The following is a 26,915-nucleotide window of genomic DNA, read 5'->3' as shown; positions in this document are numbered from 1 at the left end:
GACCGGCGCCAAGTTTTATTCAGACGGTGCAGGCAGGGTTCCGCTCCGCCGAGGACGACCAACTGCTGACGCAAAATCAGCGAATGGCCGACCGCTATGACGACCTGTTGGGGACGCTTCGCGACCTGGGCGTCGACACAAGCGAAAAGGGAACGCTTTTCCGGGACGCCGCATCGTCGATCGGCGTCTCGCGAACCTTTCGCGTGCCGGATCGTGACGCGATCATCGCAGAGGTCAATCGCCAGCGAGAGCGCTTTCCCGACCGCTTCGGCACTGTCGGCAAGACGCGCGAAGAATTCGAACGGCAGGTCGCGACCCGGTTCGGTGGTCGCGCTCGCGACATGCGGACACTGGAGCGGGGTAGCGGCTTTGCCGGAGTATTAGGCGGCCTAGGCTCTGGAATGACCGACCCCTATAATCTGGCAACCCTGCCGATCGGCGGAGGCGAGGCGGGGCTATTGAAGACGATCCTGGTCGAAGGCATCGTCGGCGCCGGAACCGAAGTGCTGAACCTGCCAGCCACGAAGCGTGCGCGAGACCTGATGGGAGAAAATCTTACCGTCGGCGATGCCACCAAGCAGGTTCTGGTTTCCGGCGGCGCGAGCGCCGTGCTGGGGGGCGCCTTGAAAGGCGTCGAGCTGGCGGCGCCCAAGATCGGCGCGGGGGGCGAGGTGTTGCGCGAGCGGCTTAACAGCGCCATTCTGGACAATTGGGACCGGCTGCCCGAAGCGGTGCGGTCGCGGCTTGCCGGGGGCAAGTGGGACAAGCTGACCCCGGCGCAACGCGATGCGTTGCGGGGCAGTATGACGATTGCTGACGGCGCCCTGCCCGACATCGCCGAAAGCCTGATCGGGCGCGGCAACATGACGGCGGAGGAGCGCGCGGCGGTCGACGGGCTGCGGCGCGAGGCGGAGGTGGCGGCGGGATCGCCGTTCAAGCCGGGGATCGTGGGCGATAGTGTCCACGCCGGTGAAATCGACAGACGATTGGCCGAATTGTTGCAGCCGGTCGAACGACGACCCTATCGCGCGATCGTCCCGCAAGACCCCGTCCCGACAGCGCGCGGCGAGCTGATGGGTGGCACCAGCCTGTCGTCGGGCGGAACGGGCGCGCGGACGGCGGTCAAGGCGCGCATCCGGCAGGCCGAATCGGGGGGCGCGGCCAATCCCGACATTGCGCGCAATCCGCTATCGTCGGCGACGGGGCGGTATCAGTTCACCAGCGGGACGTGGCTGGCTTACTACAAGCGGCGGTTCGGATCGCAAGGGCTGAACGACGCGCAAATCCTTGCCAAGCGCTCCGACGGCGTCTTGCAGGAAACGCTGATGGATGACCTGACCGCCGACAATGCGCGCTTCCTGCGCTCGGTCGGCGAGGCCGAGACGGCGGGCAATTTGTATCTGACCCATTTCGCCGGGCAGGGCGGCGCGCGCAAGCTGTTCGCTGCCGATGCCGACGCGCTGGCGGCCGACGTGCTGGGGGCGAGCGTGGTCAAGGCCAATCCGTGGATGCGCGGGATGACGGCTGGCGATGTCATTCGCTGGGCGCACCGCAAGATGAGCGAGCCGCCGCCGCGCCGCGCTGGCGCCCGCGCCGAGTTGGCCGAAGATGGCGGCATCGACGCCGTCGCGGCGGTGCAGGCGGACATCGACCGGCTTAACGCCGAACAGGATGCAGCGCGCGCGGTGCGCGACGCGGAATCGGAACAGCGCATCGCGGCCGCGATCGACCAGGACATCGTGCCTGTCGACGCGGGAGTGCCCGACATCGCCCTACTGCCCCCGCGCGGTGCCGACGCCGTGGACGGTCTGACCGACCGCGAGATGGCGCTGGTGCCGCAGTTGCGGAGCGAGATCGCCGGGACGGCGCGGCTGTCGGACCTGAAAGGCATCGCCGATCGCCTCGATGCCAGCGAAGCCGAAGTGCGCCGCGCGCTGGAGCGGATCGCCGCGACTGAAAAGAGCCTGCTCGTCCAGCGCGCCGACGGCAGCTTTCGCCGCGCGCCGGTCGACCGCGCCCCTGTCGATGCCTTTCGGTTCATCGCGCGGGCGGGTGGGATCGCCGACGACGAAGGGCATGAACTGATCGAGCGGTTCGGCATCGATGCTGTGCAGGCGCGCACCGATCCGCTCACCGGCAAGCGCGTTCCCGCGCCGCGCCGCCAGTCGGTGATGGTCCCTGCGGCGGGACCGCTGGTGCGCCAGGGCGGGATGGCGATCGACCGCGCGGGCGAAATGCTGTTCGAGGCGGGCTATCTGCGCGGCGCCGGCGGCGGGCGGCCGACGGTCGCGGAGACTTTGTCTTACCTGGAACGGGGCATGGCGGGCGCCGATGCGCGGCGGGACATGGTTCCGCTGGCGGACCTTTCGACGATCGACCAATGGGTCGCGCCGGAAACGCTGGCCGACATGCGCGCGCATATGCTGGAGTGGGCGAATTATCAGGATGTCGACCTGACGCCCGACGATGTGGACGCGCTGGCGCGGCTGATGCTGCGTGAGGACATAGCAAACGAGGACGAGGCGCTGGCGGCGCTGACGCATGACGCGATCGTGGACGCGCTCGACGACATGCGCTATGAAAGCGGGGACTATGATGATGCCTTTGCCCGATACCTCGACAGCGTCGAGCCTGACAGCGGCGGCGAGCGATTCGCGGTTGACGCCCGAGACGCGCGCGAAGGCGGCGCGCGCGGCGCGCCTGCTGGCGCTGTCGACGTCGAGGACATCGCCTCCGCCGCAGACGGGAACGGCATCGACGACGGTCTGACGGCCGCACTTTCCGCTAGCGTGACGCACGACATGGACGCGCTGCACGGCGCGGGGGATGGTGCCGCGCCGGATCCAGTCGCCTTTTATCTCGACGAGAATGGCGACCCGCGAAGCTGGGCCGATATCGCGGCCGAGCTGGACGCCGAAGCGGCGGAAATCGAGGCGATCAAGCAATGTCTCTAAGTATCTGCATCCCCGACCTGATCGACAACGGCACGCTGACCGGGCAGCGCGCGGTGCGGGCGCGGGCGATCTATGAGACGCTGCTCAATCGCTATGATCACGAACTTGGCGACGCGGCCGCGAAGGCGCGCGCGACGACGGAGACGGTCGCGGCGATCGAACGCGAGTTCGCCTATAAGAAGCGGGTCGCGGCGCAGGCCGCCAAGGCGCAGTCGGACTGGCTGGCCGACATGCAGGGGCGCGTGGGCGGCGCCGATGCGCCGATGGACCCGTTTGCGGCGCGCGCCTGGCTGGAAAATCTCGACAAGCGGGTCGACGCGGTGCGCAACTCCTATCTTGCCGGTTTTTCCAAGATGCTCGAACGGCATCGCCGTAACCTGCTGGGCGAGGTTCGGCATCGCGATGACTTGATGCTGGCGCTGCGCGAGCGGTTCGGCGAATCGACCGGCGACCTGAATGCGAAGGAACTGGCCGACGCGATGGGCGCGACGATGGACGCGCTGCGCGAGCGGCGCAACGCGGCGGGCGGGCATACCGCGAAGCTGGACGATTATGTCTTTCCCCAGCGGCACGACAGCCGGCTTGTCCGTGCGCTCTCGCCCGACAAGGAAGAGGCGTGGGTGTTGTGGCGTGCGCGGCCCGAGATCGAGAACGCGCGCGTGCGCGACATCGAGCTTGGCAATTTCGCATCGGGTGAGCGCCGCGAGCGATTGCTGCGCGGGGTGTTCGACGGCATCTGGAGCGACGGCGCCGACAGCGCAAAGCCCGGCGCCAATTTCGGCGGATCGATGGCGAATCAGCGCGCGGATGCACGCGTGATCCATTTCGCCAATGCCGACGACTGGTTGAACTATCAGCAGCGGTTCGGCGGCAACGACAATATCTATGACATCTTCGTCGGCCATGTGTCGTCGATGGCGCGCGAGATTGCGCTGATGGAGTCGATGGGGCCGAACCCCGCGGCGATGATCCGCTTCCAGAAAGAATGGATCGCGAAGAGCATCGGCGAGCATGGATCGCAGGCGCAAATCGACAAGGTGTCGGGCTATGCCAACCGCCTCCAGGACATTTTCGACGAGCTGACGGCCGCGAACAAGGTGCCCGACAGTCGGCGCCTGGCTCTGACCTTTTCCGGCGTGCGCGCGTCGCAGACGGCGGCAAAGCTGGGCAGCGCGGTCCTGTCCGTCGTTCCCGATTTCGCGACGATGATGGTGACGGCGCATTATAACCGCGTGCCGGTGATGCGCGCGCTCGGCCGCTACATGAGCCTGTGGAATCCGGCGAACGCGGCCGACCGCGAACTGGCGGTGCGGCTGGGCCTCGTCACCGACGATTGGCTGGCGCTGTCGAGCGCGAGCTATCGCTATACCGGCGAGGAACTGACGGGCGAGATATCGCGCCGCGTCGCCGATTTCGTGCTGCGGTCGCAGGGGCTCGCGCGCCATACGCGCAACGGCCAGTGGGCGTTCGGGATGGAGTTTTTCGGGCATTTGTCGGCGATGCGCGAGCGGGCCTTTACCGACCTCGACCCCGCGTTGCAGCGGCAGATGCAGGGCCATGGCCTGTCTCCGCGCGATTGGGACATCTGGCGCGCGACGAAGCCGCGCGAGGAACGCGGCAGCCGCTGGATTTTGCCCGACGACGTCAAGGATCGCGGCGTTGCCGAGCGCATGTTGCAGATGGTGCTGGCCGAAACCGACTATGCGGTGATGATGCCCGACATCCGCACGCGGACGCAGATGAACAGCATGTTTCGACCGGGGACGTGGAAGGGCGAAATCGCCAAATCGGCGCTGTTGTTCAAGAGCTTTCCGATGGCGATGATCAACCTGCACGGCCGCCGGATGCTCGACCAGCCCGGAGCGTGGGGCAAGACGAGCTATGGTATTGGCCTGTTCACCCTGCTCGTCGCCGGCGGCGCGTTGTCGGCGCAGCTCAAGAGCATCGCGAGCGGGAAAGACCCGATGCCGATGGACGACCCGAAATTCCTGGGCAAGGCGATCGTCCAATCGGGCGGGCTCGGGCTGTTCGGCGACCTGCTCTACAACAGCACGAACAGCTTTGGCGGCGGGCTGGCGCAGACGCTGCTGGGGCCGCTGGCGCAGACGGGCGCGAGCGTCGGGCAATTGACGATCGGCAACGCGGCGCGCGCGCTCGACGGCGATCCGGCGACGAACACGCGTATCGGCCGCGACCTTTCGAACATCGTTCGCTACGAGACGCCTGGCGGCAACCTCTGGTATCTGCGGCAGGTGTGGCAGCGCGGCGTGATGGATGCGATCCAGCGCCTGATCGATCCCGAAGCCGACGAATTTTACGCCAAGCAGGTGAAACGCGCCGACAAGGAAGGCACGGCCTTCTGGCTGCCGCCCGGCGAGGGGCTGGGCGCGGCGCGCTTGCCCGATCTTGGGAATGCGTGGGCCGGCGGAACGGCCGACGCAGGGAGCGAAGGCCTGCCCGCGGGCTGGTAACACGCTTGCAAAATGATCCTGACAGGATTATTCGAACGACATCCCTAGCGGGATCGTGCGACGCCCACCCCCGCACGCTTCATGGTTTTCTGGGCCTGTGGCCCGGCTGTGCAGCGTCGGGGTATAGATGGGCATTTCTGGTCAGGATAATAGCAGGACGTTCGTCGCGACGGGCACGGCGGCGCCGGTGTCGATCGCGTTCAAATGGGCGGTCCCATCCGACCTGATCGTGACGCGGCTGGTCGCGGGCGCCGACAGCGCCGACGACGGCGCGCCGCTGACCATGGGCAGCGATTATGCGATCGGCGGCAACGGCCGCGCGAATCCGCCGACCGGCTTTCTGACCGAGATCGCGTTGGAAGCCGGGCGAACCTATCGCATCGAGCGGGCGACGGCGCTGAAACAGCAATATGAGCCGCGCATGGCGGTCGCCGGCAACGCCGGGGCGATGGAAAACCAGCTCGATGACATGGTCATGTCGCATCAGGACTTGTCGAAGCTGGCCGACCTGATCGCTTCGCGGGCGCTGATGTTTCCGCGCGGGTCAGCCGCCCATCCGCTGCCTATGCCCGACGTAATGGCAGGACATCTGCTCGGCTTCGGCGTCGACGGATTGCCTTATCCTGCCGCGGACGGAGGCACCGACGGCGGGCTGCGCACCGACCTTGCGCAGCCTTTCGGCGGATCGTTGGTCGCGGCCATCTTTTCCGGCGTGGGCGGGGTTGCCCGATCGATCACCGACAAGCTGTTCGACGAATTGCACGCCAAGGATTTCGGCGCTGTGGGCGATGGCGTCGCCAACGACACGGAGCCACTGCAGAAATTGCTCGCCGCCATGCAGGCGACGGGCCGCCCGGGACGGCTTGGCGGCGCCGGGGAAGAGACGCGCTATCTGGTCACGCCGGGTGCGCTGGAATGGACCTTTGACAACAGCGTCACGGTCGATAGTCCCGGCCCTGCCGGTCCCAACCTGCCCACGTCGGGCAAGGTCACGCTGGTCAGCGACGGCACTGCCGATGGGCCGCTATTGTCGATCCACAACGATCCTAACCATGGCTTCCGTTTCATTCACGGCGGCTATGTCGGCCCGCTGTCGTTCGAGGATACGAGCGTCGGCGGTTCCGCGACCCGTCGGCACGGCCTGCTGCTCTATGGCGTAAACTCGATGCAATTCGGGGTCATGACCGCGACGAACGGCATTCGCGGCGACGTAATCTTTATCGAGCGGCACGGCGATGCGCTGACCGCCGATGGCTGGCACGTGTTCGACTGCACCTTTGAAGGCGCGGTCATCTGGGGCAGCCCTTATTATGCCTTTAACGCTGACAGCGTGACGCAGGTATTCAACTTCTCGAAAATCCGCACACTGTGGGCGCTCAGCGCGGCAGGTGCTTTCAAGGGGGCGGGCGCCGGGCTGCATTTCGAGCAAGTGTCCGCGCAATATTGCAGCGGCGTCGCGTTCGACTGGAAGCCGACCGAGGGCACTGTGCAGCGGCTGCGTGTCGATGCGATGGAACTCGACGCCTGCTTCAAGAGCATCCGGCTTGAAGGCATCCAGCACGCGTCCTTCGGTGTCGTTCGCCACATCTATCGCAAAGATGCCAGCACCGGCAATGTGACATGGCCGACCAAGTCGGTCGAGCTGGTCACGGGCGGTGCCACCATTGTGACCAATCTGTCGATGACGAACCATCACCGTTTCGACATCCCGACCGATGGCGACTTGCCCGCGACAATGATCGATTGGGGCAACTCGTCGAACATGGCGTCGATCAGCATCGACCATTTCTACAGCTTGCCCGGCGGCTTCGGCGCGCTGACCCTGTCGCGCCTGCTAGGCAATTTGTCGGGCAACAGTGCCGAGGTCGCGTCGAAGGCGAACGGCTCATCGATCCTCGCACATCGTCAGCTCACTCTCGGTGCCGTCATCGCGCGCGTCAGCACGGCGGCGGGGCAGGTGCAGGCATCAAGTTACGACGGCTCCAACCCCATCACCTTCGCGAGCGAACTGGTCGATCCGGGCGGACTGTTCAGCGGCACGACGTTCACGGCCCCGGCGAAGGGACTTTATTCGCTCCATGCCCACCTTCTGTATCAGCCCGGCGCAGACAGCCTGTGCCGTCTCGGCTTTTTCAAGAACGCGGAAACCGTCCCTTTTCGCGAGTTGCACCAGAGGACGCCGGACGGCCCTGCAATCTCCGACCCCTATCCGCTCGATCTGCATTGCATCTTCCCGCTCGAACGCGGCGACACGGTGAAGGTCTGCGCGCAGGAGGCCTTTGCTCGCGATCTTCTGGCCGGGACGGCTGGGCTTACGGCGAACAATTATTTCGAGGCGTATCTGCTGTGACCACCCAAGCCGAACGCCTCGCCCGTATCGAAACCCTCGTCGAAGGAATCGCCGCCGCCATGAACAAGGCCGAAGCGGAGCGCCTGCGCGTCCACACCGAGACACGCGAGGAAATCGCCAAGCTGCGCGAGGACTTTCAGGCCGACAAGGCCGAGCTGGCCGCGCTCAAGAATAAGGGCGTCGGGCTGCTGATCGGCGTCGGGCTGGCTGGCGGGACCATCGGCGCCGCGCTTTCGAAAGCGTGGTCGGCGCTGTTCGGATCGTAGGAGAAGGGTAAATGACAATCAGCCTCGCAGACATTCAGCGCCGCGTCGGAGTTCCGGCGGATGGCAAGTGGGGTCCGCAGACGGCTTCGGCGGTAGCGAAGGCGCTCGGGATGGAGGCTGCGCCGGCGGATGGCATTCCTGACGACTATTGGCCGATGCTGGCCGAGATCGAGAGCCGCAACCGTCCCTATGTAAAGGCGCCGACGTCCACCGCGTCGGGCCTCTATCAGTTCATCCGCGCCACGTGGATCGGCGAAGGCGGCAAGTGGGGCTCGGATATGTCGCAGGCCTTCGGTGGCCTGAAACCCTCGCCTGAGGAGCAACTAGGGCGCGCCAAGACGTTCACAGCCAAGAATGCTGCCTTCCTGCGCACCAAGGGCATCCCGATCAACAAGGCCTCGCTCTATGCGGCTCACTTCTTCGGACCTGCCACCGCGGCAAAGGTGATTGACGCCGACGTGCACGATCGCGCCGACCTGATCGCAGGTCCGGCGGCGACGGCTGCAAACCCGACGATCCTCAAGGGCAAGACCGTGGGCCAGTTCCTCTCATGGTTGCACGGCAAGACGGGAGAATGGGCACGATGACCTGGCTTACCCGGAACCTCCAGCGCTTCCTGATCGCGCTGCTCGTCCTCGCGCTGTTCGGCGGAGCGGTGATCGTGATGACCTTTGTCGCGATCCCCGCGGACAATCGGGACAGCATCATCCAGCTCGTCGGCGGCGTGAACACTCTCGCTGGACTGGTGGTCGGATATTACTTCGGCAAGGCTTCGGCAGAGGGAGGTGAAGGATGACGTTCACGATAGATTTCGGTTGGTGGTTGCTGCCTCTGGCGCTGACAATCGCAGCATGGGTTCCGCTGCTACGATATGAACCCACGCGAGGCGGGTATCTACCGGATATGGGCGGCGCCTTCATCGCGCTCATGTCGCTCGTCGGGACGCTCTTCGTCTGGATGGTCTATTTCGGCATTGGATGGGCGCTCGCATGACCCGCCTCACCGAACGCTTTGCGAAGGTGGAGAAGGCGTGATGCAGCGCGCTGCGCTCAATCGGTCGAATCCATCGCCGCGCCTCGTCACGATCGCGGCGGCGGCCGCACGGCGGCAGGCGGCGGCGGTGCCGGCGATCGTCGAGGCGGAAGTGGGGAACGTCGCTGGCGACCTGTCGGCGCTGGCATCGGAAGTGACGACGGAAATCAACAGCTTGAAAAATCGCGTGTATAATCTGGAGAACCCGGAGCCATAGCGACCCGCACAAGCGCGAGCGCGGCGACGGGACCGAGGGGCCCGAATGCCCCAAATCGCGCTCCACGGCCCGCAGGCGGACAAACAGGAGGAAGTTTGATGCGATTGTTCGATGCAGTTCCGCTGTGGGTGAAAGCCCTCATCGCCGGGGCGCTGCTGGTCGCGATCGTCGCGGGCTTCCGGGCCTGCACCGCGATCACGAACCACCAGACCGACGTGGCAGCCTCGGCCGCACGCGGCGAAGGGGTCGCCACCGCGGTGGCCGAGGGGATGAAAGGAGTGCTCAAAGATGCTGAAACCGCGAACAAGGCCGGGGCCGCTGTCGCTGCCGGCGGCCAGTCTGCTTATGATGTGTGCGTGCGCACCAGCGACACGCCCCGCAACTGCCCCACCCCCACCGCGAGATAGCGCGGACGCTCCGGCTTCGATCGTCTGCACCTCGTTCAACGTCATCCGCTTCGCGCAGCTCGCGCCCGATATCGCCGCCGCCGCCAGGGCGGCAGGGCGCGAGGCCGACGATCCGGGCAACCAGGCCGACCGGCAAAAGACGGTCGATCAGATACTGGCGCACAATGCCAAGTGGCTGGCGCTGTGCAGCAACCCGCTTGTGCCGCCCGGCTAGAGGCGATGGGCGCCGCCCGTCACGCGCTTTCGACGGCGCCGATACAGGGGGGTAGCCTTCTCGCGAATCCAGGCGCTGCTGCTTTCGGCCTGGGATCTCCCTCGTAGAAGCCCCGGCGCAGCGATGCGTCGGGGCTTTTAACTGTGACGACGACGAACGGCGCGGTGTGACGAAATCCGCATTTCGTCGCAAAATCGCGCGGAGTTAACCAGCTATGTTATTGAAAACATTGGCCACGCGTCACCCTTACCATTAGACGACGGGGCAATGAGGCGGGCGCAATATGATTGCGCGACCGTCCTGTCAAGGCCGGTACGCCCATGCACAAGCACGCTTGCCCTCGCGCGAATCGCCGCTAGCATCGCGTCGATAACAATGGGGCCGCTCCCCGGGTGCAGGCCCCGCCGATGGAGGTGGACTGATGCGTCATGTCGCGATCGTCGGGTCGGGCCCGGCGGGCTATTATACCGCCGAAACCTTGCAGAAAGCCGACGATATCGCGATCGACGTCATCGACCGCCTGCCCGTCCCCTATGGCCTGATCCGCACCGGAGTCGCCCCCGACCATCAGTCGATCAAGGCGGTGTCGCGGCGCTATGAAGGCGTCGCGCTGACCGACAATGTCCGCTTCGTCGGCCATGTCGCGGTCGGCAGCGATGTCGGCATCGACGAACTGACCGATCTTTACGACGCCGTCGTGCTCGCCACCGGCGCGCCGCACGACCGGCCGCTCGCGATTCCGGGGGCCGACCGCCCGGGCGTGATCGGCAGCGCGGCCTTCGTCGGCTGGTACAACGGCCACCCCGATTTCGCCGACCTGAATCCGCCGCTCGACGCCCCCGGCGTCGCGGTGATCGGCAACGGCAATGTCGCGCTCGACGTCGCGCGCATCCTCGCCAAGACGCCCGCCGAGTTCGCCGGCAGCGACATCGTCGCGCACGCGCGCGAAGCGCTGGCGGCGAGCGGCGTGCGGCATATCCACATCCTCGGCCGCCGCGGCCCGCACCAGATCGCGATGACGCCGAAGGAGCTTGGCGAGCTGGGCCATCTCGAGCGCGCCAGCCCGCGCGTCGACCCCGCCGACCTGCCGCAGGAGGGCGACGATGCGATGCTCGAACCCGGCATGCGCAAGTCGGTGACGCATCTGCGCAGTTTCGCCGCCAATCCGGTCGCCAAGCCGGTGACGATCGATTTCGACTTCTTCGCCATGCCAGTCGCGATCGAGGGCACCGAGAGCGGGAACGGCCGCGTCCAGCGCGTCATCGTCGAGAAGACCGAACTCGACGCCGAACTGCGCAGCCACGGCACCGGCGAGCGCTACGCGATCGAGGCGGGGCTGGTGATCAGCTGCATCGGTTACCAGACGCCGCCGATCCCCGGCGTCCCCTATGAGCATGGCCGCGGCCGCTTCGCCAACGACGAGGGGCGCATCCTGCCCGGCCTCTATTGCGTCGGCTGGGCGCGGCGCGGACCGAGCGGGACGATCGGCACCAACAAGCCCGACGGCATGCACATCGCCGAGATGGTGCTCGCGGACATCGGCCGCGGCGCCGGCAAGGCGGGGCGACCCGGCCTCGACGCGCTGCTCGCGAGCCGCGGCGTGACGCCCGTCACCTTCCGCGACTGGCGGCGGATCGAGGACGCCGAGGTCAAGGCCGCGCTCGACGGCAATCCGCGCGAGAAGTTCACCAGCGTCGAGGCGATGCTCGCCGCTATCGGCCGCTGATGGAGCACGCCCGCGCGGCGCTGCGCTGGCTGCTCGCGCTCGCTTATGCCTATGCGGGCTACCGACATCTGGCGACGCCCGCGCCCTTCCTCGCCATCACCCCGCCGTGGGTGCCGCAGCCCGCTTTCGTCGTCGCGGCGACCGGCATTGCGGAGATTGCAGGGGCAGCGGGGCTGCTTTTTCCCGCCATGCGCCGGACGGCCGGCTGGGCGCTCGCCCTCTATGCGCTGTGCGTCTGGCCCGCCAATGTGCATCATGCGGTTCATCATATCGCGATCGACGGCACGACGCTGGGCTGGGGATATCACGCGCCGCGCCTCGCCGCACAACCTCTGATCATCTGGTGGGCGCTATGGACGAGCGGCGCAATCGAATGGCCGTTCGGGCGACGGCACGCCCGCGAGCGCGCACGCCGACCATAGCGCGCAGCGCTATTTCACGACCGGGGTTTCGATCGGCGGTTGCCCCTTGCGGCTCGCGGCATAGGTCTCGACCGCCTTCAGCACGCGCAGCATGTTGCCGCTGGCGATCTTCTGAAGCTCGGCCTGCGTGTAGCCGCGCTTCGCCAACTCGACGAATAGCGCCGGATAGCCCGACACGTCCTCCATCCCGACCGGCGCCGAATCCATACCGTCATAATCGCCGCCGAGCCCGATGTGGTCGACCCCGATCGCTTTCTTCAGATAGTCGACATGGTCGGCCACCTTCGCGACATCGGTCGTCGGCGCGGGGTTCGCCCTGTCCCAGTCGGCCAGCGCCCTTTTCGCCGCGGCGGGATCGCCCGGATACTGCGCCTTCAGCCGCGCCTGCTCGGCGGTGCGCGACAGGCCGTGCGCGCGGACGTCGGCATCGAGGAAGCCGGGCAGCAGCACGACCATGACGATGCCGCCGTTCGCCTTGACGAGCGGGAGCACCGAATCGGGGACGTTGCGCGGATGATCGTTGATCCCGCGCACTCCCGAATGGCTGAACATCACCGGCGCGCGCGACGCTTCGAGCGCGTCCTTCATCGTCGCCTCGCTGGTGTGGCTGAGGTCGACGATCATGCCGAGGCGGTTCATCTCCTGCACCACCTGGCGCCCGAAATCGGTCAGCCCGTCGTGCACCGGCGCATCGGTGGCGCTGTCGCCCCACGGGGTCGCCCGGCCGTGCGTCAGCGTCATGTAGCGCGCGCCGAGCGCATACATGTCGCGCAGCACCGCCAGCGAGGAGGCGATCGACTGGCCGCCTTCCATCCCCAGCATGCCGGCGATCCGGCCCGCCTTCATCGCCTTTTCGAGCTCGGCCGAATTCGTCGCCAGAGCGAGGTCGTCGGGATAGCGCGCGATGAGCCGCTTCATCACGTCGATCTGTTCGAGCGTCTGCACGACCGCTTCGGATTCATCGTCGTTCGACGGGACGTAGACCGACCAGAATTGCGCGCCGACGCGCCCCTTGCGCAGCCGCGCAAGATCGGTGTGCATCGGCTGAACCGGCGGCGTCGCGCCGGGCTTCGCGGTGTGCTGCGTGTCGCGGAAATCGAAATCGTTGATCATGTTGCCCACGCGCCCGCGCAGCGCCCAGGGCACGTCGTTGTGGCCGTCGAACACCGGCGCGGCCTTGAGCGCGGCCTCGGCGACCGCCTCGGGCGACGACTGCGCCGCGGCGGGAACGGAAACAAGGGCGAGGGCGGCAAGGCCGCCGAGGAGCATGGTTCTGGTCATGGGGCGCGACCTTAAGCGCCGCGACGCGGAAATCGAGCCCCAATTTCGATCGTCGATGCCAGCCGCACCCCGCGGCGCGGCGGTCCGGCTTGACGCGCGAGTCCGCGCGGCGCAGCATTGCCGTTTCGCCGCGCATCTTTCGTCTGGAGAAATATCAACATGACCGACATGGCCCGAGGCTGGCCCACCGAAGCCGAGACGCTTCTCGACGACCTCGTCACCCTGCGCCGCGCGATCCACCGCGAACCCGAGCTGGGCCTGCAGAATCCGAAGACGCTCGCGAAGATCAAGGATGCACTCGCCGGACTGCCGCTCGAACTGCGCGAGGGGCCGTCGACCACCGGCCTGGTCGCCATCCTCCGCGGCCCCGCCAACGGCCGCACCGTGCTGCTGCGCGGCGACATGGACGCGCTGCCGCTGGTCGAGGACACCGGACTCGATTTCACGTCCGAAACCAGCGGCGCGATGCACGCCTGCGGGCACGACACCCATGTCGCGATGCTCGTCGGCGCGGCAAAGCTGCTGTGCGCGGCGCGCGAGCGGTTGGCCGGCACGGTGATGTTCATGTTCCAGCCGGGCGAGGAGGGGCACCACGGCGCGCGCTTCATGCTGGAGGACGGCCTGCTCGATCCGCTGCCCGATGCTGCCTTCGCGCTCCACATCATGCCCAACGCACCGCACGGCGTCTTCGCCGGGCGCGCCGGGCCGCTGCTCGCCTCGTCCGACGTGCTCCAGATCACCGTCAAGGGCGCGGGCGGCCATGCCTCGATGCCGCAGGACGCGGTCGACCCGATTCCCGTGGCCTGCGAGATCGTCACCGCGATCCAGACGATGGTGACGCGCCGCGTCTCGGTCTTCGACCCCGCGGTCGTCACCGTCGCGAAGATCGCGGCGGGTACGACGTACAACATCATCCCAGAAACGGCCGAGATGCTCGGCACGATCCGCACCCTGTCGCCGCACTGCCGCGCGATGGTCGCGAAGGAACTGAAGCGCCTCGCCCCCGCGATCGCCGAAGCGCACGGCTGCACCGCCGAGGTGGATATCGAGGAAGGCTTCCCCGTCACCATCTGCGACAGCCGCGCCGTCGCCTTCGGCCAGTCGGTGGTCGAATCGACGTTCGGCGAGGCGGCGTGGCTGACGATGGACAATCCGGTGATGGGCGCGGAGGATTTCTCCTACGTCCTCGAAAAGGTGCCCGGCGCGATGTTCTGGCTGGGCGCGAGCGAGGCAGGCAGCGACTGGCGGTCGTGCTGCGGCCTGCATTCGAACCGCATGGTGCTCGACGAAAAGGTCATGGCACGCGGCGCGGCGCTCCACGCGGCGCTGGCGGAACAGTTTCTGAGCGAGGGGTTCGGATAGAGAAAATCTCACGCAAAGGCGCGAAGGCGCAAAGGAGGGGCGATATTGGATATCGAGGAATTGGCGAGAATCACCGTCGATTGCGGATTTCATTTGCACAAGAATCTGGGTCCGGGACTGCTCGAATCGGTCTATGAGGCGATCATGTTCGACCAACTCGCACGTCGTGGCCTCGGCGTTCAGAGACAGGCGCCGATTCCGATCCGCTATGATGGCGTCGAATTGCCCGAAGGCTTTCGGGCCGACCTTCTGATCGACGGAAAATTGCTCGTCGAACTCAAATCGGTGGAGCGGCTATCGCCGCTGCACGGCAAACAGGTGCTGACCTATCTTCGCCTGCTCGACCTTCCGCTCGGCCTGCTCATTAACTTTGGCGGTGAAACCTTCAAAGAGGGCATCCGGCGCGTCGCGAACAATTATCGCGGCTGACATATTTTCTTCTTTGCGCCTTCGCGCCTTTGCGTGAGATTTTCCTACGCCAACCTCAAGGCACCAAGACCGTGTCGACCGCCTCGGGCAGCATGTCGGGATAGTCGAGCGTATAGTGCAGCCCGCGGCTTTCCTTGCGGTGGAGGGCGCTGCGGACGATCAGTTCGGCGCATTGTAGCAGGTTGCGCAGTTCGATCAGGTCGGTCGTCACGCGGAAATGGCCGTAATAATCCTCGATCTCGTGCGTCAGCATGTTGATGCGGTGCTGCGCGCGTTCGAGCCGCTTGGTCGTGCGGACGATGCCGACGTAATTCCACATGAAGCGGCGAATCTCGGTCCAGTTCTGCTTGATGACCACCTCTTCATCCGAATCGGTGACGCGGCTTTCGTCCCACGGGCGGATCGCCGGGGGCGCGTCGAGTGCGTCCCAGCGCGCGACGATGTCGCGTGCCGCCGCCTCGCCGAACACGAAGCATTCGAGCAGGCTGTTCGACGCGAGGCGATTCGCGCCGTGCAGCCCGCTTTCGGTGCATTCGCCCGCGGCGTAGAGGCCGGGCAGGTCGGTGCGCCCGGCGAGGTCGATCAATACTCCGCCGCATGTATAATGCTGCGCCGGTACCACCGGGATCGGCCCCGTCGTCATGTCGATGCCGAGCGTCAGCAGCTTTTCGTGGATGTTCGGGAAATGCCCCGCGACGAAAGCGGGATCGCGGTCGCTGATGTCGAGGTGGACATAGTCGAGGCCGTAGCGCTTGATCTGGTCGTCGTTCGCGCGCGCGACGACGTCGCGCGGCGCCAGTTCGGCGCGCGGGTCGTAATCGGGCATGTAGCGGTGGCCAGTCACCGGATGCTTCAATATCCCGCCTTCGCCGCGCACCGCCTCGGTGATCAGAAAATTCTTGACCTCCAGATTGTAGAGGCAGGTCGGGTGGAACTGCATCATCTCCATGTTGGAGACGCGCGCGCCCGCGCGCCACGCCATCGCGATGCCGTCGCCGGTCGCGCCGCGCGGCGCGGTCGAGAATTGATAGACGCGCCCCGCCCCGCCGCTGGCGAGGATCGTCGCGCGGCCGACATGCGCGTGGACCTGCCCGGTCGCCTCGTCGAGCGCATAGACGCCCCAGACGCGGCCCGACCCCGAATAGCGTTCCTCGTGCCGGCCGGTGATCAGGTCGATGCACGCCTGTCCCGGCAGCAGCGTGATGTTCGGGTGCTCCTCCGCCGTCTTGAGCAGCGCCGCCTGCACCGCCCAGCCGGTCGCGTCGTCGACATGGACGATGCGGCGGTGCGAATGCCCGCCCTCGCGCGTCAGATGCAGCGCGCCTTTTTCCATGTTGAAGGGGACGCCCATCTGGATCAGCCGTTCGATGGCATGCGGCGCATTCTCGACGACGCACTCGACCGTTTCGCGCCGGTTGAGCCCCGCGCCCGCGACCATCGTGTCCTCGATATGATTTTCGAACGTGTCGCCGGCGTCGAGCACCGCCGCGATCCCGCCCTGCGCCCAGGCGGTCGACCCGCCGGTCAGATTGCCCTTGGCGAGGACGAGCACCCGGCAATGGTCGGCAAGGCTGATCGCCGCGGTCAGCCCCGCGGCACCGGAGCCGATGATGATGACGTCGTGGGATGCTGCTCCGGTCATGCGCCTCCCCTCCCGCAGGCGGGAGGGGTCGGGGGTGGGCCCGAATTCAACGCGGCAAGAATCGCCATCAACACACCTTCCAGATTCGACACAACATCGGCGTTTGCAAAACGTAGCGTCTGATACCCTTGCGAGCGCAGATAGCCATCCCTGCGCCGATCTTCATCCTGTCGCGATTCATGAGAGATACCATCGAGTTCGACGACCAGCTTTGCTTCGCGACAAAGAAAATCGGCCACATAGGGGCCTATCGGCATTTGCCTGCTGAATTTCCAGCCTTCGAGCTGGCGCCTGGACAATGCGCGCCATAATATTCGTTCGGACGGCGTGGCTTCCCGGCGAAGCCTTTGCGCTTTCAGCGTCTCGCGCGGGCGAAACTTGCGGACAGGCCCACCCCCGGCCCCTCCCGCCTGCGGGAGGGGAGGAAAAGCGCTGCTTTCATCCATTCGCCGCCCGCGTCAGGTTCAGGAACACGTCCTCCAGATCGGCTTCGCGCGTCGAGACGTCGACGATGCCATGGCCCATCGCATTCACCGCCGCGAGCACCTCGCCCGCATTCATCCGGTCCTTGTTGTAGGCGATGGCGAGCCCGCGCTCGCCCTCGCGCTCGACCCGGTCGAAGGCGGGGTGCGACGGCAGCACCGTGACGTCGCGGTCGAGCGTGACCACCACCACCTTCTCGCGCGCCATGTCGACCATCTCGCGCGTCGGCTTGTTGGCGATCAGCCGGCCGTGGTTGATGATCGCGATGCGATCGCACAGCTCCTCGGCCTCTTCCAGATAATGGGTGGTCAGCACCACGGTGACGCCGCGGTCGTTGAGGCGCTGGACATAGTCCCAGAGCTGCTGGCGAAGCTCGATGTCGACCCCGGCGGTCGGTTCGTCGAGGACGATGATCGGCGGCGAGTGGACCATCGCCTTGGCGACGAGCAGGCGGCGCTTCATCCCGCCCGACAGGGTGCGGGCGTAGGCGTCGCGCTTGTCGGCGAGGTGCACCGCGGCGAGCAGTTCGTCCGAAATGCGCTGCGCCTTCGGCACGCCATAGAGCCCGGCCTGGATCTCGAGCGTCTCATAGGGGGTGAAAAAGGGGTCGAAGACGATTTCCTGCGGCACGATGCCGATCGAATATTTGGCGTTGCGCGGATCGGCGTCGATGTCGAAGCCCCAGATGCTGGCGCGGCCGCTCGTCTTGTTGATCAATCCGGCGAGGATGTTGATCAGCGTCGACTTGCCCGCGCCATTGGGGCCGAGCAGGCCGAATATCTGCCCGCGCGGCACCTCGAAGCTGACATGGTCGAGCGCCTGCTTGCCGCCGGCATAGATTTTGGAGACGGCGTCGATGCGGATCGCGGCTTCACTCATCGCGCCTCCATAGCCTTCGCCCCGCGCGGACGAAAGGGGCTGGACGGCAAGCATTTCTTTACCACGATGGGCAACGCTATTTTCCGACATCGCCGCTAGAGGAAAGCGGGTGAGGACCAGACACACCCTATCCCCGCAGCCCCTGCTGCGCGGCATCGCCGCCTGCGCGCTCACCATGGCCCCGGCCATCGGCGCGCCGGCCTTCGCCCAGGCCAGCGCCCAGGGCGAAGCGGACGCCATCGTGCTGCGGCCGCTGTCCTTCTTCAAGGTGAGCGACCTCGATTTTGGCGACATCGTCGCGGCGATCGGCGCCGGAACGGTGCGCGTCGCCCCCGACGGCGCGCGCACGCGCACCGGCGGCGTCACGCTGGCCGGCGGCGGCGGCGAACCGGCGCGCTTCGCCGGCCTCGGCAGCTATAACCGGCAGGTCAACATCTCGCTCGGCGCCAACAGCATCTGGATCACCGGGCCCGGCCAGCGGATGCGCGTGCGCGATTTCGAGATCGGCAGCACGCCGACCGCGATGCTGTCGACCGCGCCGACGCGCTTTCGCATCACCTCCACGCTCGGCAATTTCAACTTTCCGGTCGGCGCGACGCTCGAGGTCAACGCGAATCAGGCACCGGGCGATTACAGCGGCAGCTTCACCATCACGCTCGACTATCTCTGACCGTCCGCAGCCGATTGCCGAGGCCCGCCGCGCTTGCTATGGGCGCCGGCGATGACCAACGCTGCCCCCGCCCCCGAAACGCTTCGCGTCTCGAAAACCCGCATCGCCTGCGACGGCACAGGCGACGGCCTCACTCATGCCGCGCTCGGCCACCCGCGCGTGTGGCTGGAGATCGATCCCGACGACGGCTTCATCGACTGCGGCTATTGCGATCGCCGCTTCGTGCTGATCGGCGGCGTCGCCGATCACGACTGAGGTCGGCAGCCAAATTCGGATCGCGCCCTTTCGCGGGCGCGCCGACCCGCCTATATCGGGGCGATGACAAGCCCGACCGACCCCCGCCGCTTCCTCTATCGTGCCGACGCGCTCGATCCCGATCTCGCACAGCGCCTTGCGCGCGAAGCGCTCGCCCAGGCCGACGATGGCGAACTCTACCTGCAATATCGCGCGACCGAGAGCTTCGGCTTCGACGACGGGCGGCTCAAGACCGCCGACTATTCGACCGACGCCGGTTTCGGCCTGCACGCCGTGTCGGGCGAGATGACGGGCTTCGCGCATGCGAGCGACATCAGCGCCGGCGCGATCCGCCGCGCCGCCGAGACGCTGGCGCTGCTCGACCCCGCAAGGCAGGCGCACGCCGCGCCGCCGCCGCGCACCAACCGCCACCTCTATGACGAGGCGAATCCGCTCGACCTCATTCCCTTCGCGAAGAAGGTCGATCTCTGCCAGAAGGTCGACGCCGCCGCGCGCGCGCGCGACCCGCGCGTCGTGCAGGTGTCGGTCGCGCTTGCGGGAAGCTGGTCGGTGGTCGAGATCGTCCGCGCCGACGGCTTCCTCGCCACCGACATCCGGCCGCTCGTCCGCCTGAACGTCAGCATCGTCGTCGAGGAGAACGGCCGGCGCGAAAGCGGCTATTTCGGGCTCGGCGGCCGCTACATGTACGACCATCTGTTCGAGGAGGCGCAGTGGAACCGCGCGATCGACGCGGCGCTCGACCAGGCGCTCGTCAACCTGCGCGCGGTCGATGCCCCGGCGGGCGAGTTCACCGTGCTGCTCGGCCCCGGCTGGCCCGGCGTGCTGCTGCACGAGGCGGTCGGCCACGGGCTGGAGGGCGATTTCAACCGCAAGGGCACCAGCGCCTTTTCGGGCCGCATCGGCGAGCGCGTCGCCGCCCCCGGCGTCACCGTAGTCGACGACGGCAGCCTCGAAAGCCCGGTTGGCGGCGGCCGCCGCGGCTCGCTGTCGATCGACGACGAGGGGACGCCGACCGGCGAGACGGTGCTGATCGAGGACGGCATCCTCAAGGGCTATATGCAGGACCGCCTCAACGCGCGGCTGATGGGCGCCGAGCCGACGGGCAACGGCCGCCGCGAAAGCTTTGCCCACGCGCCGATGCCGCGGATGACCAACACCTTCATGCGCGGCGGCAGCGACGATCCCGCCGAACTGCTGAGCCGCGTCAAGACCGGCATCTTCGCCAAGAGCTTCGGCGGCGGGCAGGTCGACATCGTGTCGGGCAAATTCGTCTTTTCCTGCACCGAGGCCTACAGGATCGAGAACGGCCGGATCGGCGATTCGATCAAGGGCGCGACGCTGATCGGCGACGGCCCGAGCGTGCTGACCAAGGTCGTCGGCATTGGCAACGACATGGCGATCGACGAGGGCATCGGCATCTGCGGCAAGGGCGGCCAGAGCGTCCCCGCCGGCGTCGGCCAGCCGACGCTGCTGGTCAGCGGCCTGACGGTGGGCGGGACGGCCTGACGGCCCACCCCGCCCCATCCCCTGAACGACGCGCCTGTGATGTGCGTCATTGGCTTGGCGCTTTGGGCCGGGCAGCCTATAAGCCCATAAAGCACAAGAATATTCGGGCCGCGCCATCCGCCGGGATTGATCCCGATGACAGGGGAGGATTGACATGCGTTCGAGTCTGCATTTCGTTTCCGTGGCGGCGATCGCCGCGATGCTCGCCGCCGTTCCGGGATCGGCGCAAAAGACGAGCGGCCCCAAGGAACGCTATGAGATGGACGTCGCGACCGCGTCGGGCTTCGCCGCGATGGCGGCCGGCGGCGGCGGCATGGGCAGCGCGCTCGGCATGATGTTGGGCGGCGGTCCCGACAGCAAGGTGGCGCATACGCTCGACCTCCGGCTCGGATCGAATCAGGCGCCGACCAGCCCGCCGGTGCGCGCCGACCATTATTTCGAGCCGCAGACGAAACTCGGCAAGTCGGTGCCCCTGCTCGGCCCCGAGCCCGGCAAATGGGCGCCGCGCGAGGAAACCAGCGACACGATGCCCGACGGGTTCGAGCGCCCGAAGGGCCGGATGCTGCTGTTCTGGGGCTGCGGCGCCAAGGCCGGGCCCGGACAGCCGGTGATCATCGACTTCGCGAAACTGGCGGCGGGACAGATGCCGCCGAACCTGTTCACCTCCACCGTCCCGCGCATTCGTGAGGTGACGACGGGCAACAGCAAATCCTACGCCGGATGGCCGAACAGCAAATCGTCGAAGCAGCCGCCGAAGGATTCGTCGCTGCTCGGCGCGCACCGCATCGCGGGCAATGTCGGCCCCGACATCAGCTTCACCCTCGCGCAGGATTATATGCCCGCGCTGAATGCCTCGACCGCGCAGCAGGCGGACGGGTCGATCCTGATCCGCTGGAACCAGCTTGCGCCCGCGACCGGCTATGTCGCCTGGGCCTTCGGGGGCATGGACCGCGGCGGCGCCGGCGGCGACATGGTGTGGTGGACGAGCAGCAGCGCGCGCGAATTCGGCGGCGGGCTGTGGGACTGGCTGCCGCCCTCGGTCGTCGCCAATCTGGTCACTAAGAAGATCGTGATGCCGCCGACGCAGACGAGCTGCCAGATCCCCGCCGAGGTCAAGAAGGCGTCGGGCGAGATGCTGATGGGCAACCTCAACGCCTTTGGGCCAGAGGCCAACTTCGCCTATCCGCCGAAGCCCGCGGGCAATGCGGTGTGGAACATCGACTGGACGGCGAAGGTGCGCTTCCGTTCGCACACCATGCTGATGATCGGCGCTGATTTCGGGGGCATGGGCGCGGCAGGCGGTGCCGGCGACGCGAGCGCGCCGGCCGAAAAGCCCAGGAAGAAGAAGTGCAAGGGGCCGCTCGGCATACCATTGCCCGACGGAGCGTGCTGACCGACGAGTCAGGCCCGGTTCACGCGGATGCGGCTAGAGCGAACCGAGGGTGAGGATAACAACCTAAGGAGTCGAGCCATGCGTTCGCTTGTTCCCGTCCTCATCGCCGCCACGGCGCTCGCCGCGACGCCAGCCGTCGCGAAAGAGAAGCTCGCGCCCGAGGCGCAGCTCGCCAAACTGCTCGAAGGCCGCACCGCCGGCGAGCCGCAGGATTGCATCACCCTGTCCTCGGTCAGCGATTCGCAGGTGATCGACAAGACCGCGATCGTCTATCGCATCGGCGGCACCTTGTGGGTCAACCGGCCCACTACCGGCGCCGAATCGCTGAACGACGACGTCGTGCTGGTGACGAAGCTGCCGACCGGGCGGCTGTGCAGCATCGACACGGTCGAACTGCACGACCGCACCAGCCATTTCTATCGCGGTTTCGTCGGCCTCGGCAAATTCGTTCCCTATCGCCGGGCCGCATCCGACTGACGCCGCCCGCGACGGCGTTCCTTCGAGCATGGTGTCGGTCCCCGGCACAAGCCGGGGTCCAATACGCAGCGCTACCTGACCTGGACCCCGGCTTTCGTCGGGGAACAGGGCGGTCGATATCCGGAAGGGATATGCGCCGGCTTGATCCCAAGGGCGCGGCAATCCAGAGTGCGCCCGCCATCATGAGACCGTCACCCGAAAGGACCCCGCCATGACCGACGACGACGACAGGCCGCCGCCCGCGCCGCCTGCCGATTGGGCGCAGCAATTGCTGGGCTTCTGGTTCGACGCCCACGGCATGGCCGACTGGTATGGCGGCGGTCCCGAATTCGATGCGGCGGTGCGCGAACGCGCGGCCGACTGGCACGCCGCGCTGCGGTCGCAGCCGGCCGCGGCCTTTCTGTCGGACCCCGATACCGCGCTCGCCGCGGCCATCCTGTTCGATCAGGTGCCGCGCAACATCTTTCGCGGCCATGCCGACGCCTTCGCCACCGACAGCCTCGCCCGCGCGATCGCGCGCGGCATCGTCGAGCGCGGCTGGGACAAGGCGTGGCCCGATACGCGGCGCCAGTTCGCCTATCTGCCGTTCGAACATAGCGAGGACATCGCCGACCAGCGCGAATCGTTGCGCCTGATGGGCGAACTCGCCGATCCGATCTTCCTCGACTATGCGCAGAAGCATTTCGCGATCATCGACCGTTTCGGCCGCTTTCCGCACCGCAACGCCGCGCTCGGCCGCGCGACGCGCCCCGAAGAGCAGGCCGCGATAGAAGAAGGCAGCAATTGGTGACGGAATCCGCCTCCGTCCCGCCGGAGCATCCGATATGGCCGAATTTTTCGACGCGCTGACCGACCGGCACATCGCCTTCATCGCGAAGCAGCCGGTCTTTTTCACCGCGACGGCGGCGCGCGACGGGCGGATCAACCTGTCGCCCAAAGGCTATGCCGACAGCTTCCGGGTGCTGTCGCCGACGCGGGTCGCATGGCTCGACCTCGGCGGGTCGGGCAACGAGACGCACGCCCACCTCGCCGCCGACGGGCGCATCACCCTGATGTTCTGCGCCTTCGACCGCAGCGCGCTGATCCTGCGCATCTATGGCCGGGGCCGCGCCGTACTGCCGCAGGATGCCGGATGGGACGATCTGGCACGCCATTTCACCCTGCTCCCCGGAACGCGGCAGATTTTCGACATCGCCGTCGACAGCGTGCAGACGAGTTGTGGCTGGGGCGTGCCGCGGATGGCATTGGAGCAGGAGCGCGACACGCTGCAGAAATATCACCGCCAGGCCGATGCCGGCGAATGGGTCGAGAAACATCAGGGCCGCACGCGCAGCATCGACGGCCTGCCGACCCGGCCGACCGACCGCTATATCGAGGGAGCCGCCTGATGCCGCTGGTCGAACTGATCCGCCTGCCGAACGGAGCCGAGGCCGAGCTGCTGCGCGGGCGGCTCGAAAGCGCGGGGGTGCACGCGGTGTGCTTCGACGCCGGAATGAACATCGCCGAAAGCGTCGGGCTGATGATCCCGGTGCGGGTGATGGTCCTCGACGAGGAACTCGCCGAGGCACGTGCGCTGCTCAGGGAATTTGACGTCGGCTAGATGCAACCCCATCTCACTCCCGTTCGTGTTGATGACAGCCCCATGAAAGACAGACGCTTCCGCCGATGATCAAGGTCGCCAGTTACAATATGCGCAAGGGCATCGGGCTCGACCGCCGCCGCGATCCCGGCCGCGTGCTGTCGGTGCTCGGCGAACTCGACGCCGACATCGTCGCGCTGCAGGAGGCCGACCGCCGCTTCGGCGCCCGCGCCAGCGCGATTCCGCCGCACATGTTCGAGGATCATAGCGATTATGTTCCGGTCGCGCTCGACGGCCGGCCGCTCAGCCTCGGCTGGCACGGCAATGCGCTGCTCGTGCGGCGCGGCGTGGAGATCGAAGAAAGCCATTCGCTGCACCTGCCGACGCTCGAACCGCGCGGCGCGGTCGCGGCGACGGTGCGCATCGGCGACACGCGGCTGCGCGTCGTCGGCATGCACCTCGACATATCGGGCCTGCGCCGCCGCCAGCAGGCGCGCGCGATCCTGAGCCATGTCGCCGAGGGCGAGCCTTTGCCGACGATCCTGATGGGCGATTGTAACGAATGGCGCGCGACGGGCGGCTGCCTTGCCGACTTCGGCGCGCAGCACCGGCCGGTCGACACCGGCCACAGCTTCCACAGCCGCCGCCCGGTCGCCCGGCTCGACCGCATCTTCGCCTCGCCTGAACTGGAAGCCGTCGACGCCGGCGTCCACCAGAGCCCGCTCGCCGCGCGCGCCTCCGACCATCTGCCGATCTGGGCGCGATTCAAGGCCGGCGACTGAGCGCGCTCCCGTCGAAACCGGCGGATCGCGCGGGACACCCGCTATGTCATTGCAAGGCTCCCTCAGGAGCCGCGGCAATCCCAGCCACCGTCGTTCCGCCTCGAACGAGATGACAGCGAATGGACTCGTCATTGCGAGCGGCGAAGCCGCGCGGCAATCCAGAGCGTGCGGTAACCGCCCTCGATTGCTTCGCTCCGCTCGCAATGACGAGGCTCCGGGATCGCATCTCGCGGCGATAGCCTAAATTTTAGGCACATCTACGACATGCTGCTTATTTCTCGAACGAATAATATTATCGTAATCCAAAGTTTGACATAAAATGTCGCGCAAATCCTGTGCCGTGTCCGATCTGGCACGGCTGTTGCACCGCAGCATGATGCCACAAGCGAAAGGGGGCATCATGAAGCTGATCCTGGCGATCATCAAACCATATAAGCTCGACGAGGTGCGCGAGGCGCTGACCGCGCTCGGCATCGCCGGCATGACCGTGACCGAGGCGAAGGGCTTCGGACGGCAGAAGGGGCAGACCGAAATCTACCGCGGCGCCGAATATGCGGCGAACATGGTGCCCAAGGTGCGGATCGAGCTTGTCTGCGACGACGGAATCGCACCGCGCGTCGTCGAAACGCTGCAGCAAAGCGCCGCCACCGGCGCGATCGGCGACGGCAAGATCTTCGTGCTCGACGTCGGCCAGGCGGTGCGCATCCGCACCGGCGAGACCGGCGAGGCGGCGCTGTAAAATGACCAAGGGGACTGATATGACGTTCGCACAGAAAATGGCGGCAGCCACCGGCGCCGCCGGTCTCGCGCTGATCGCCGCGACACCCGCCTGGGCGCAGCAGGCCGCGCCCGAAGCCGCCGAAGCCGTTGTCGAAGCCGTTGTCGACAAAGGCGACGTCGCCTGGATGATGACTGCGACCGTGCTGGTGCTCACGATGATCCTGCCCGGCCTCGCGCTCTTCTACGGCGGCCTCACGCGCACCAAGAACATGCTGTCGACGATGACGCAGGTCGGCGCCGCCGCCTGCCTCGCGATGCTCGTCTGGGTCTGTTACGGCTACGGCCTCGCCTTCGGCCCCGAAGGCAATGCCTTCATCGCCTGGGGCAAGTTCTTCCTGTCGGGCGTCACCGCCGACAGCCTCGCCGATACGTTCAGCGACGGTTTCAAGCTGCCCGAATATGTCTTCATCAGCTTTCAGATGACCTTTGCCGCGATCACCCTCGCGCTGGTGCTGGGCGCGACGGTCGAGCGGATGAAATTCGCGGCGGTCATGGTGTTCGGCATCGTCTGGCTGACGATCGTCTATTTCCCGATCGCGCACATGGTGTGGGCGGCGGGCGGCCTGTTCTTCGAAATGGGCGCGCTCGATTTCGCCGGCGGCACCGTCGTGCACATCAACGCCGGTGTCTCGGCGCTGGTGGCGGCGCTGATCCTCGGCAAGCGCATCGGCTATCAGAAAGAGATCATGGCGCCGCACGCGCTGACGCTGACGATGGTCGGCACCGGCCTGCTGTGGGTGGGCTGGTTCGGCTTCAACGCCGGGTCGGCGCTCGAAGCAAACGGTTCGGCGGCGCTGGCGATGATCAACACCTTCGTCGCCACCGCGTCGGCCGGGCTGTTCTGGATGATCGCGGAGAAGGTCGCGGGGCACAAGCCGTCGGCGCTCGGCTTCTGCTCGGGCATCATCGCCGGGCTGGTCGCGGTGACGCCCGCCGCCGGCAACGCGGGGCCGTTCGGCGCCATCGTCCTGGGCGCGGCGGCGTCGGTGATCTGCTTCTACATGGTGACCGTCCTCAAGCCGCGGCTCGGCTACGACGACTCGCTCGACGCCTTCGGCATCCACGGCGTCGGCGGCATCGTCGGGGCGCTCGGCACCGCCATCGTCTATGCCCCCGGTCTCGGCGGGCCCGGCGGGGCCGATTATGCGATCGGCGGCCAGTTCGTCACGCAGGTGCTGGCGGTCGGCACGACGATCGTCTGGGCCGGCGTCGGCACCGCCATCGCCATCACCGTCGCCAAGGCGCTCACCGGGCTGCGCGTCAGCGAGGAGGTCGAGCGCGAAGGGCTCGACCTCGGCGAACATGGCGAGCGCGCCTACACCTATTGATCGACCGGAC

General features: G+C 66.9%; 28 protein-coding genes. 24 read left to right on the top strand and 4 right to left on the bottom strand.

All coding sequences use genetic code 11. The annotated features are described in order from the left end of the window. Positions 1–83: 83 nt before the first annotated feature. The 11 genes from ABS88_RS10945 to ABS88_RS10895 all read left to right on the top strand — a co-directional run bounded on the left by ABS88_RS10945 (position 84) and on the right by ABS88_RS10895 (position 12,059). Entirely contained in the window at positions 84–2,954 is a 2,871-nt protein-coding gene (locus ABS88_RS10945) for a hypothetical protein (protein WP_286749741.1), read from the top strand. Then, positions 2,945–5,425 (top strand): hypothetical protein, encoded by a 2,481-nt coding sequence (locus ABS88_RS10940; RefSeq protein ID WP_286749740.1) that lies wholly within the window; start codon positions 2,945–2,947, stop codon positions 5,423–5,425. The genes ABS88_RS10945 and ABS88_RS10940 overlap by 10 nt, the downstream gene beginning before the upstream one ends. Positions 5,426–5,552: 127 nt before the next feature. Beyond that, a complete protein-coding gene (locus tag ABS88_RS10935; protein WP_286749739.1) occupies positions 5,553–7,775 on the top strand; it encodes a hypothetical protein in 2,223 nt (740 codons plus the stop codon). Next, positions 7,772–8,041: a hypothetical protein gene (locus tag ABS88_RS10930; RefSeq protein ID WP_286749738.1), complete on the top strand. Its 270-nt coding sequence runs from the start codon at positions 7,772–7,774 to the stop codon at positions 8,039–8,041. Before ABS88_RS10935 ends, ABS88_RS10930 begins: the two co-directional genes overlap by 4 nt. 11 nt (positions 8,042–8,052) lie before the next feature. Beyond that, the gene (locus ABS88_RS10925) at positions 8,053–8,628 is read left to right on the top strand and encodes a hypothetical protein (protein WP_286749737.1); all 576 of its coding nucleotides are present in this window, start codon (positions 8,053–8,055) and stop codon (positions 8,626–8,628) included. Then, positions 8,625–8,837, top strand: a complete 213-nt coding sequence (locus tag ABS88_RS10920) for a hypothetical protein (protein ID WP_286749736.1) — start codon at positions 8,625–8,627, stop codon at positions 8,835–8,837. Before ABS88_RS10925 ends, ABS88_RS10920 begins: the two co-directional genes overlap by 4 nt. Next, positions 8,834–9,034 (top strand): hypothetical protein, encoded by a 201-nt coding sequence (locus ABS88_RS10915; RefSeq protein ID WP_286749735.1) that lies wholly within the window; start codon positions 8,834–8,836, stop codon positions 9,032–9,034. Before ABS88_RS10920 ends, ABS88_RS10915 begins: the two co-directional genes overlap by 4 nt. A 37-nt stretch (positions 9,035–9,071) precedes the next feature. Then, the gene (locus tag ABS88_RS10910) at positions 9,072–9,290 is read left to right on the top strand and encodes a hypothetical protein (protein ID WP_286749734.1); all 219 of its coding nucleotides are present in this window, start codon (positions 9,072–9,074) and stop codon (positions 9,288–9,290) included. Positions 9,291–9,388: 98 nt separating this feature from the next. After that, on the top strand, positions 9,389–9,697 hold the full coding sequence (locus ABS88_RS10905) for a hypothetical protein (RefSeq protein WP_286749733.1): 309 nt from the start codon (positions 9,389–9,391) through the stop codon (positions 9,695–9,697). Between the two features lie 635 nt (positions 9,698–10,332). Continuing rightward, entirely contained in the window at positions 10,333–11,637 is a 1,305-nt protein-coding gene (locus ABS88_RS10900; protein WP_067186439.1) for an FAD-dependent oxidoreductase, read from the top strand. Beyond that, positions 11,637–12,059, top strand: a complete 423-nt coding sequence (locus ABS88_RS10895; RefSeq protein ID WP_067111756.1) for a DoxX family protein — start codon at positions 11,637–11,639, stop codon at positions 12,057–12,059. The genes ABS88_RS10900 and ABS88_RS10895 overlap by 1 nt, the downstream gene beginning before the upstream one ends. A gap of 9 nt (positions 12,060–12,068) precedes the next feature. On the opposite strand, the gene ABS88_RS10890 is transcribed toward ABS88_RS10895, so the two are convergent. Beyond that, positions 12,069–13,340, bottom strand: a complete 1,272-nt coding sequence (locus tag ABS88_RS10890; protein ID WP_067186443.1) for a dipeptidase — start codon at positions 13,338–13,340, stop codon at positions 12,069–12,071. 159 nt (positions 13,341–13,499) lie between these two features. Between ABS88_RS10890 and ABS88_RS10885 the strand changes: the two genes are divergently transcribed. Both ABS88_RS10885 and ABS88_RS10880 read left to right on the top strand, forming a co-directional pair. Then, positions 13,500–14,702, top strand: coding sequence for a M20 metallopeptidase family protein (locus ABS88_RS10885; protein WP_082737383.1), 1,203 nt, complete (start codon positions 13,500–13,502; stop codon positions 14,700–14,702). Between the two features lie 45 nt (positions 14,703–14,747). Beyond that, positions 14,748–15,131 (top strand): GxxExxY protein, encoded by a 384-nt coding sequence (locus tag ABS88_RS10880; RefSeq protein ID WP_067186446.1) that lies wholly within the window; start codon positions 14,748–14,750, stop codon positions 15,129–15,131. Between the two features lie 55 nt (positions 15,132–15,186). Here ABS88_RS10880 and nadB read toward each other — a convergent pair whose 3' ends face one another. From nadB to ABS88_RS10865, 3 genes are read right to left on the bottom strand one after another with little or no spacing between them, the layout of a single operon-like run. After that, entirely contained in the window at positions 15,187–16,773 is a 1,587-nt protein-coding gene (gene nadB, locus ABS88_RS10875; protein WP_067186448.1) for an L-aspartate oxidase, read from the bottom strand. Beyond that, positions 16,770–17,219 (bottom strand): endonuclease domain-containing protein, encoded by a 450-nt coding sequence (locus ABS88_RS10870; protein WP_076077351.1) that lies wholly within the window; start codon positions 17,217–17,219, stop codon positions 16,770–16,772. The genes nadB and ABS88_RS10870 overlap by 4 nt, the downstream gene beginning before the upstream one ends. After that, entirely contained in the window at positions 17,212–18,135 is a 924-nt protein-coding gene (locus tag ABS88_RS10865; protein WP_067187208.1) for an ABC transporter ATP-binding protein, read from the bottom strand. Before ABS88_RS10865 ends, ABS88_RS10870 begins: the two co-directional genes overlap by 8 nt. Positions 18,136–18,244: 109 nt before the next feature. On the opposite strand from ABS88_RS10865, the gene ABS88_RS10860 reads away from it, so the two are divergent. From ABS88_RS10860 to ABS88_RS10810, 11 genes are all read left to right on the top strand, one after another. Further along, positions 18,245–18,805 carry a DUF4402 domain-containing protein gene (locus ABS88_RS10860; RefSeq protein WP_234002517.1) on the top strand — a complete coding sequence of 187 codons (561 nt, stop codon included), beginning with the start codon at positions 18,245–18,247 and terminating at the stop codon, positions 18,803–18,805. Positions 18,806–18,856: 51 nt separating this feature from the next. Beyond that, positions 18,857–19,060: a zinc-finger domain-containing protein gene (locus ABS88_RS10855; protein ID WP_067111751.1), complete on the top strand. Its 204-nt coding sequence runs from the start codon at positions 18,857–18,859 to the stop codon at positions 19,058–19,060. A 63-nt stretch (positions 19,061–19,123) separates the two neighbouring features. Further along, on the top strand, positions 19,124–20,566 hold the full coding sequence (tldD, locus tag ABS88_RS10850; protein ID WP_286749732.1) for a metalloprotease TldD: 1,443 nt from the start codon (positions 19,124–19,126) through the stop codon (positions 20,564–20,566). 154 nt (positions 20,567–20,720) lie between these two features. After that, a complete protein-coding gene (locus tag ABS88_RS10845; RefSeq protein ID WP_067186452.1) occupies positions 20,721–21,959 on the top strand; it encodes a hypothetical protein in 1,239 nt (412 codons plus the stop codon). Between the two features lie 78 nt (positions 21,960–22,037). Then, positions 22,038–22,436 carry a hypothetical protein gene (locus ABS88_RS10840; RefSeq protein ID WP_067111742.1) on the top strand — a complete coding sequence of 133 codons (399 nt, stop codon included), beginning with the start codon at positions 22,038–22,040 and terminating at the stop codon, positions 22,434–22,436. A 211-nt stretch (positions 22,437–22,647) separates the two neighbouring features. Continuing rightward, positions 22,648–23,226: a DUF924 family protein gene (locus ABS88_RS10835; RefSeq protein WP_067186455.1), complete on the top strand. Its 579-nt coding sequence runs from the start codon at positions 22,648–22,650 to the stop codon at positions 23,224–23,226. A gap of 34 nt (positions 23,227–23,260) precedes the next feature. Continuing rightward, positions 23,261–23,824, top strand: coding sequence for a pyridoxamine 5'-phosphate oxidase family protein (locus tag ABS88_RS10830; protein WP_067186457.1), 564 nt, complete (start codon positions 23,261–23,263; stop codon positions 23,822–23,824). Continuing rightward, positions 23,824–24,036 carry a putative signal transducing protein gene (locus tag ABS88_RS10825; RefSeq protein WP_067111731.1) on the top strand — a complete coding sequence of 71 codons (213 nt, stop codon included), beginning with the start codon at positions 23,824–23,826 and terminating at the stop codon, positions 24,034–24,036. Before ABS88_RS10830 ends, ABS88_RS10825 begins: the two co-directional genes overlap by 1 nt. Positions 24,037–24,101: 65 nt before the next feature. Then, positions 24,102–24,797 carry an endonuclease/exonuclease/phosphatase family protein gene (locus tag ABS88_RS10820; RefSeq protein WP_067186459.1) on the top strand — a complete coding sequence of 232 codons (696 nt, stop codon included), beginning with the start codon at positions 24,102–24,104 and terminating at the stop codon, positions 24,795–24,797. A gap of 400 nt (positions 24,798–25,197) precedes the next feature. Beyond that, positions 25,198–25,536 (top strand): P-II family nitrogen regulator, encoded by a 339-nt coding sequence (locus tag ABS88_RS10815; protein ID WP_067112661.1) that lies wholly within the window; start codon positions 25,198–25,200, stop codon positions 25,534–25,536. Between the two features lie 19 nt (positions 25,537–25,555). Then, positions 25,556–26,905 carry an ammonium transporter gene (locus tag ABS88_RS10810; protein WP_067186460.1) on the top strand — a complete coding sequence of 450 codons (1,350 nt, stop codon included), beginning with the start codon at positions 25,556–25,558 and terminating at the stop codon, positions 26,903–26,905. Positions 26,906–26,915: the final 10 nt, after the last annotated feature.

It is taken from the genome of Sphingopyxis sp. SCN 67-31 (assembly GCF_001725095.1).
This window is presented reverse-complemented; position numbering and strand designations above follow the sequence as displayed.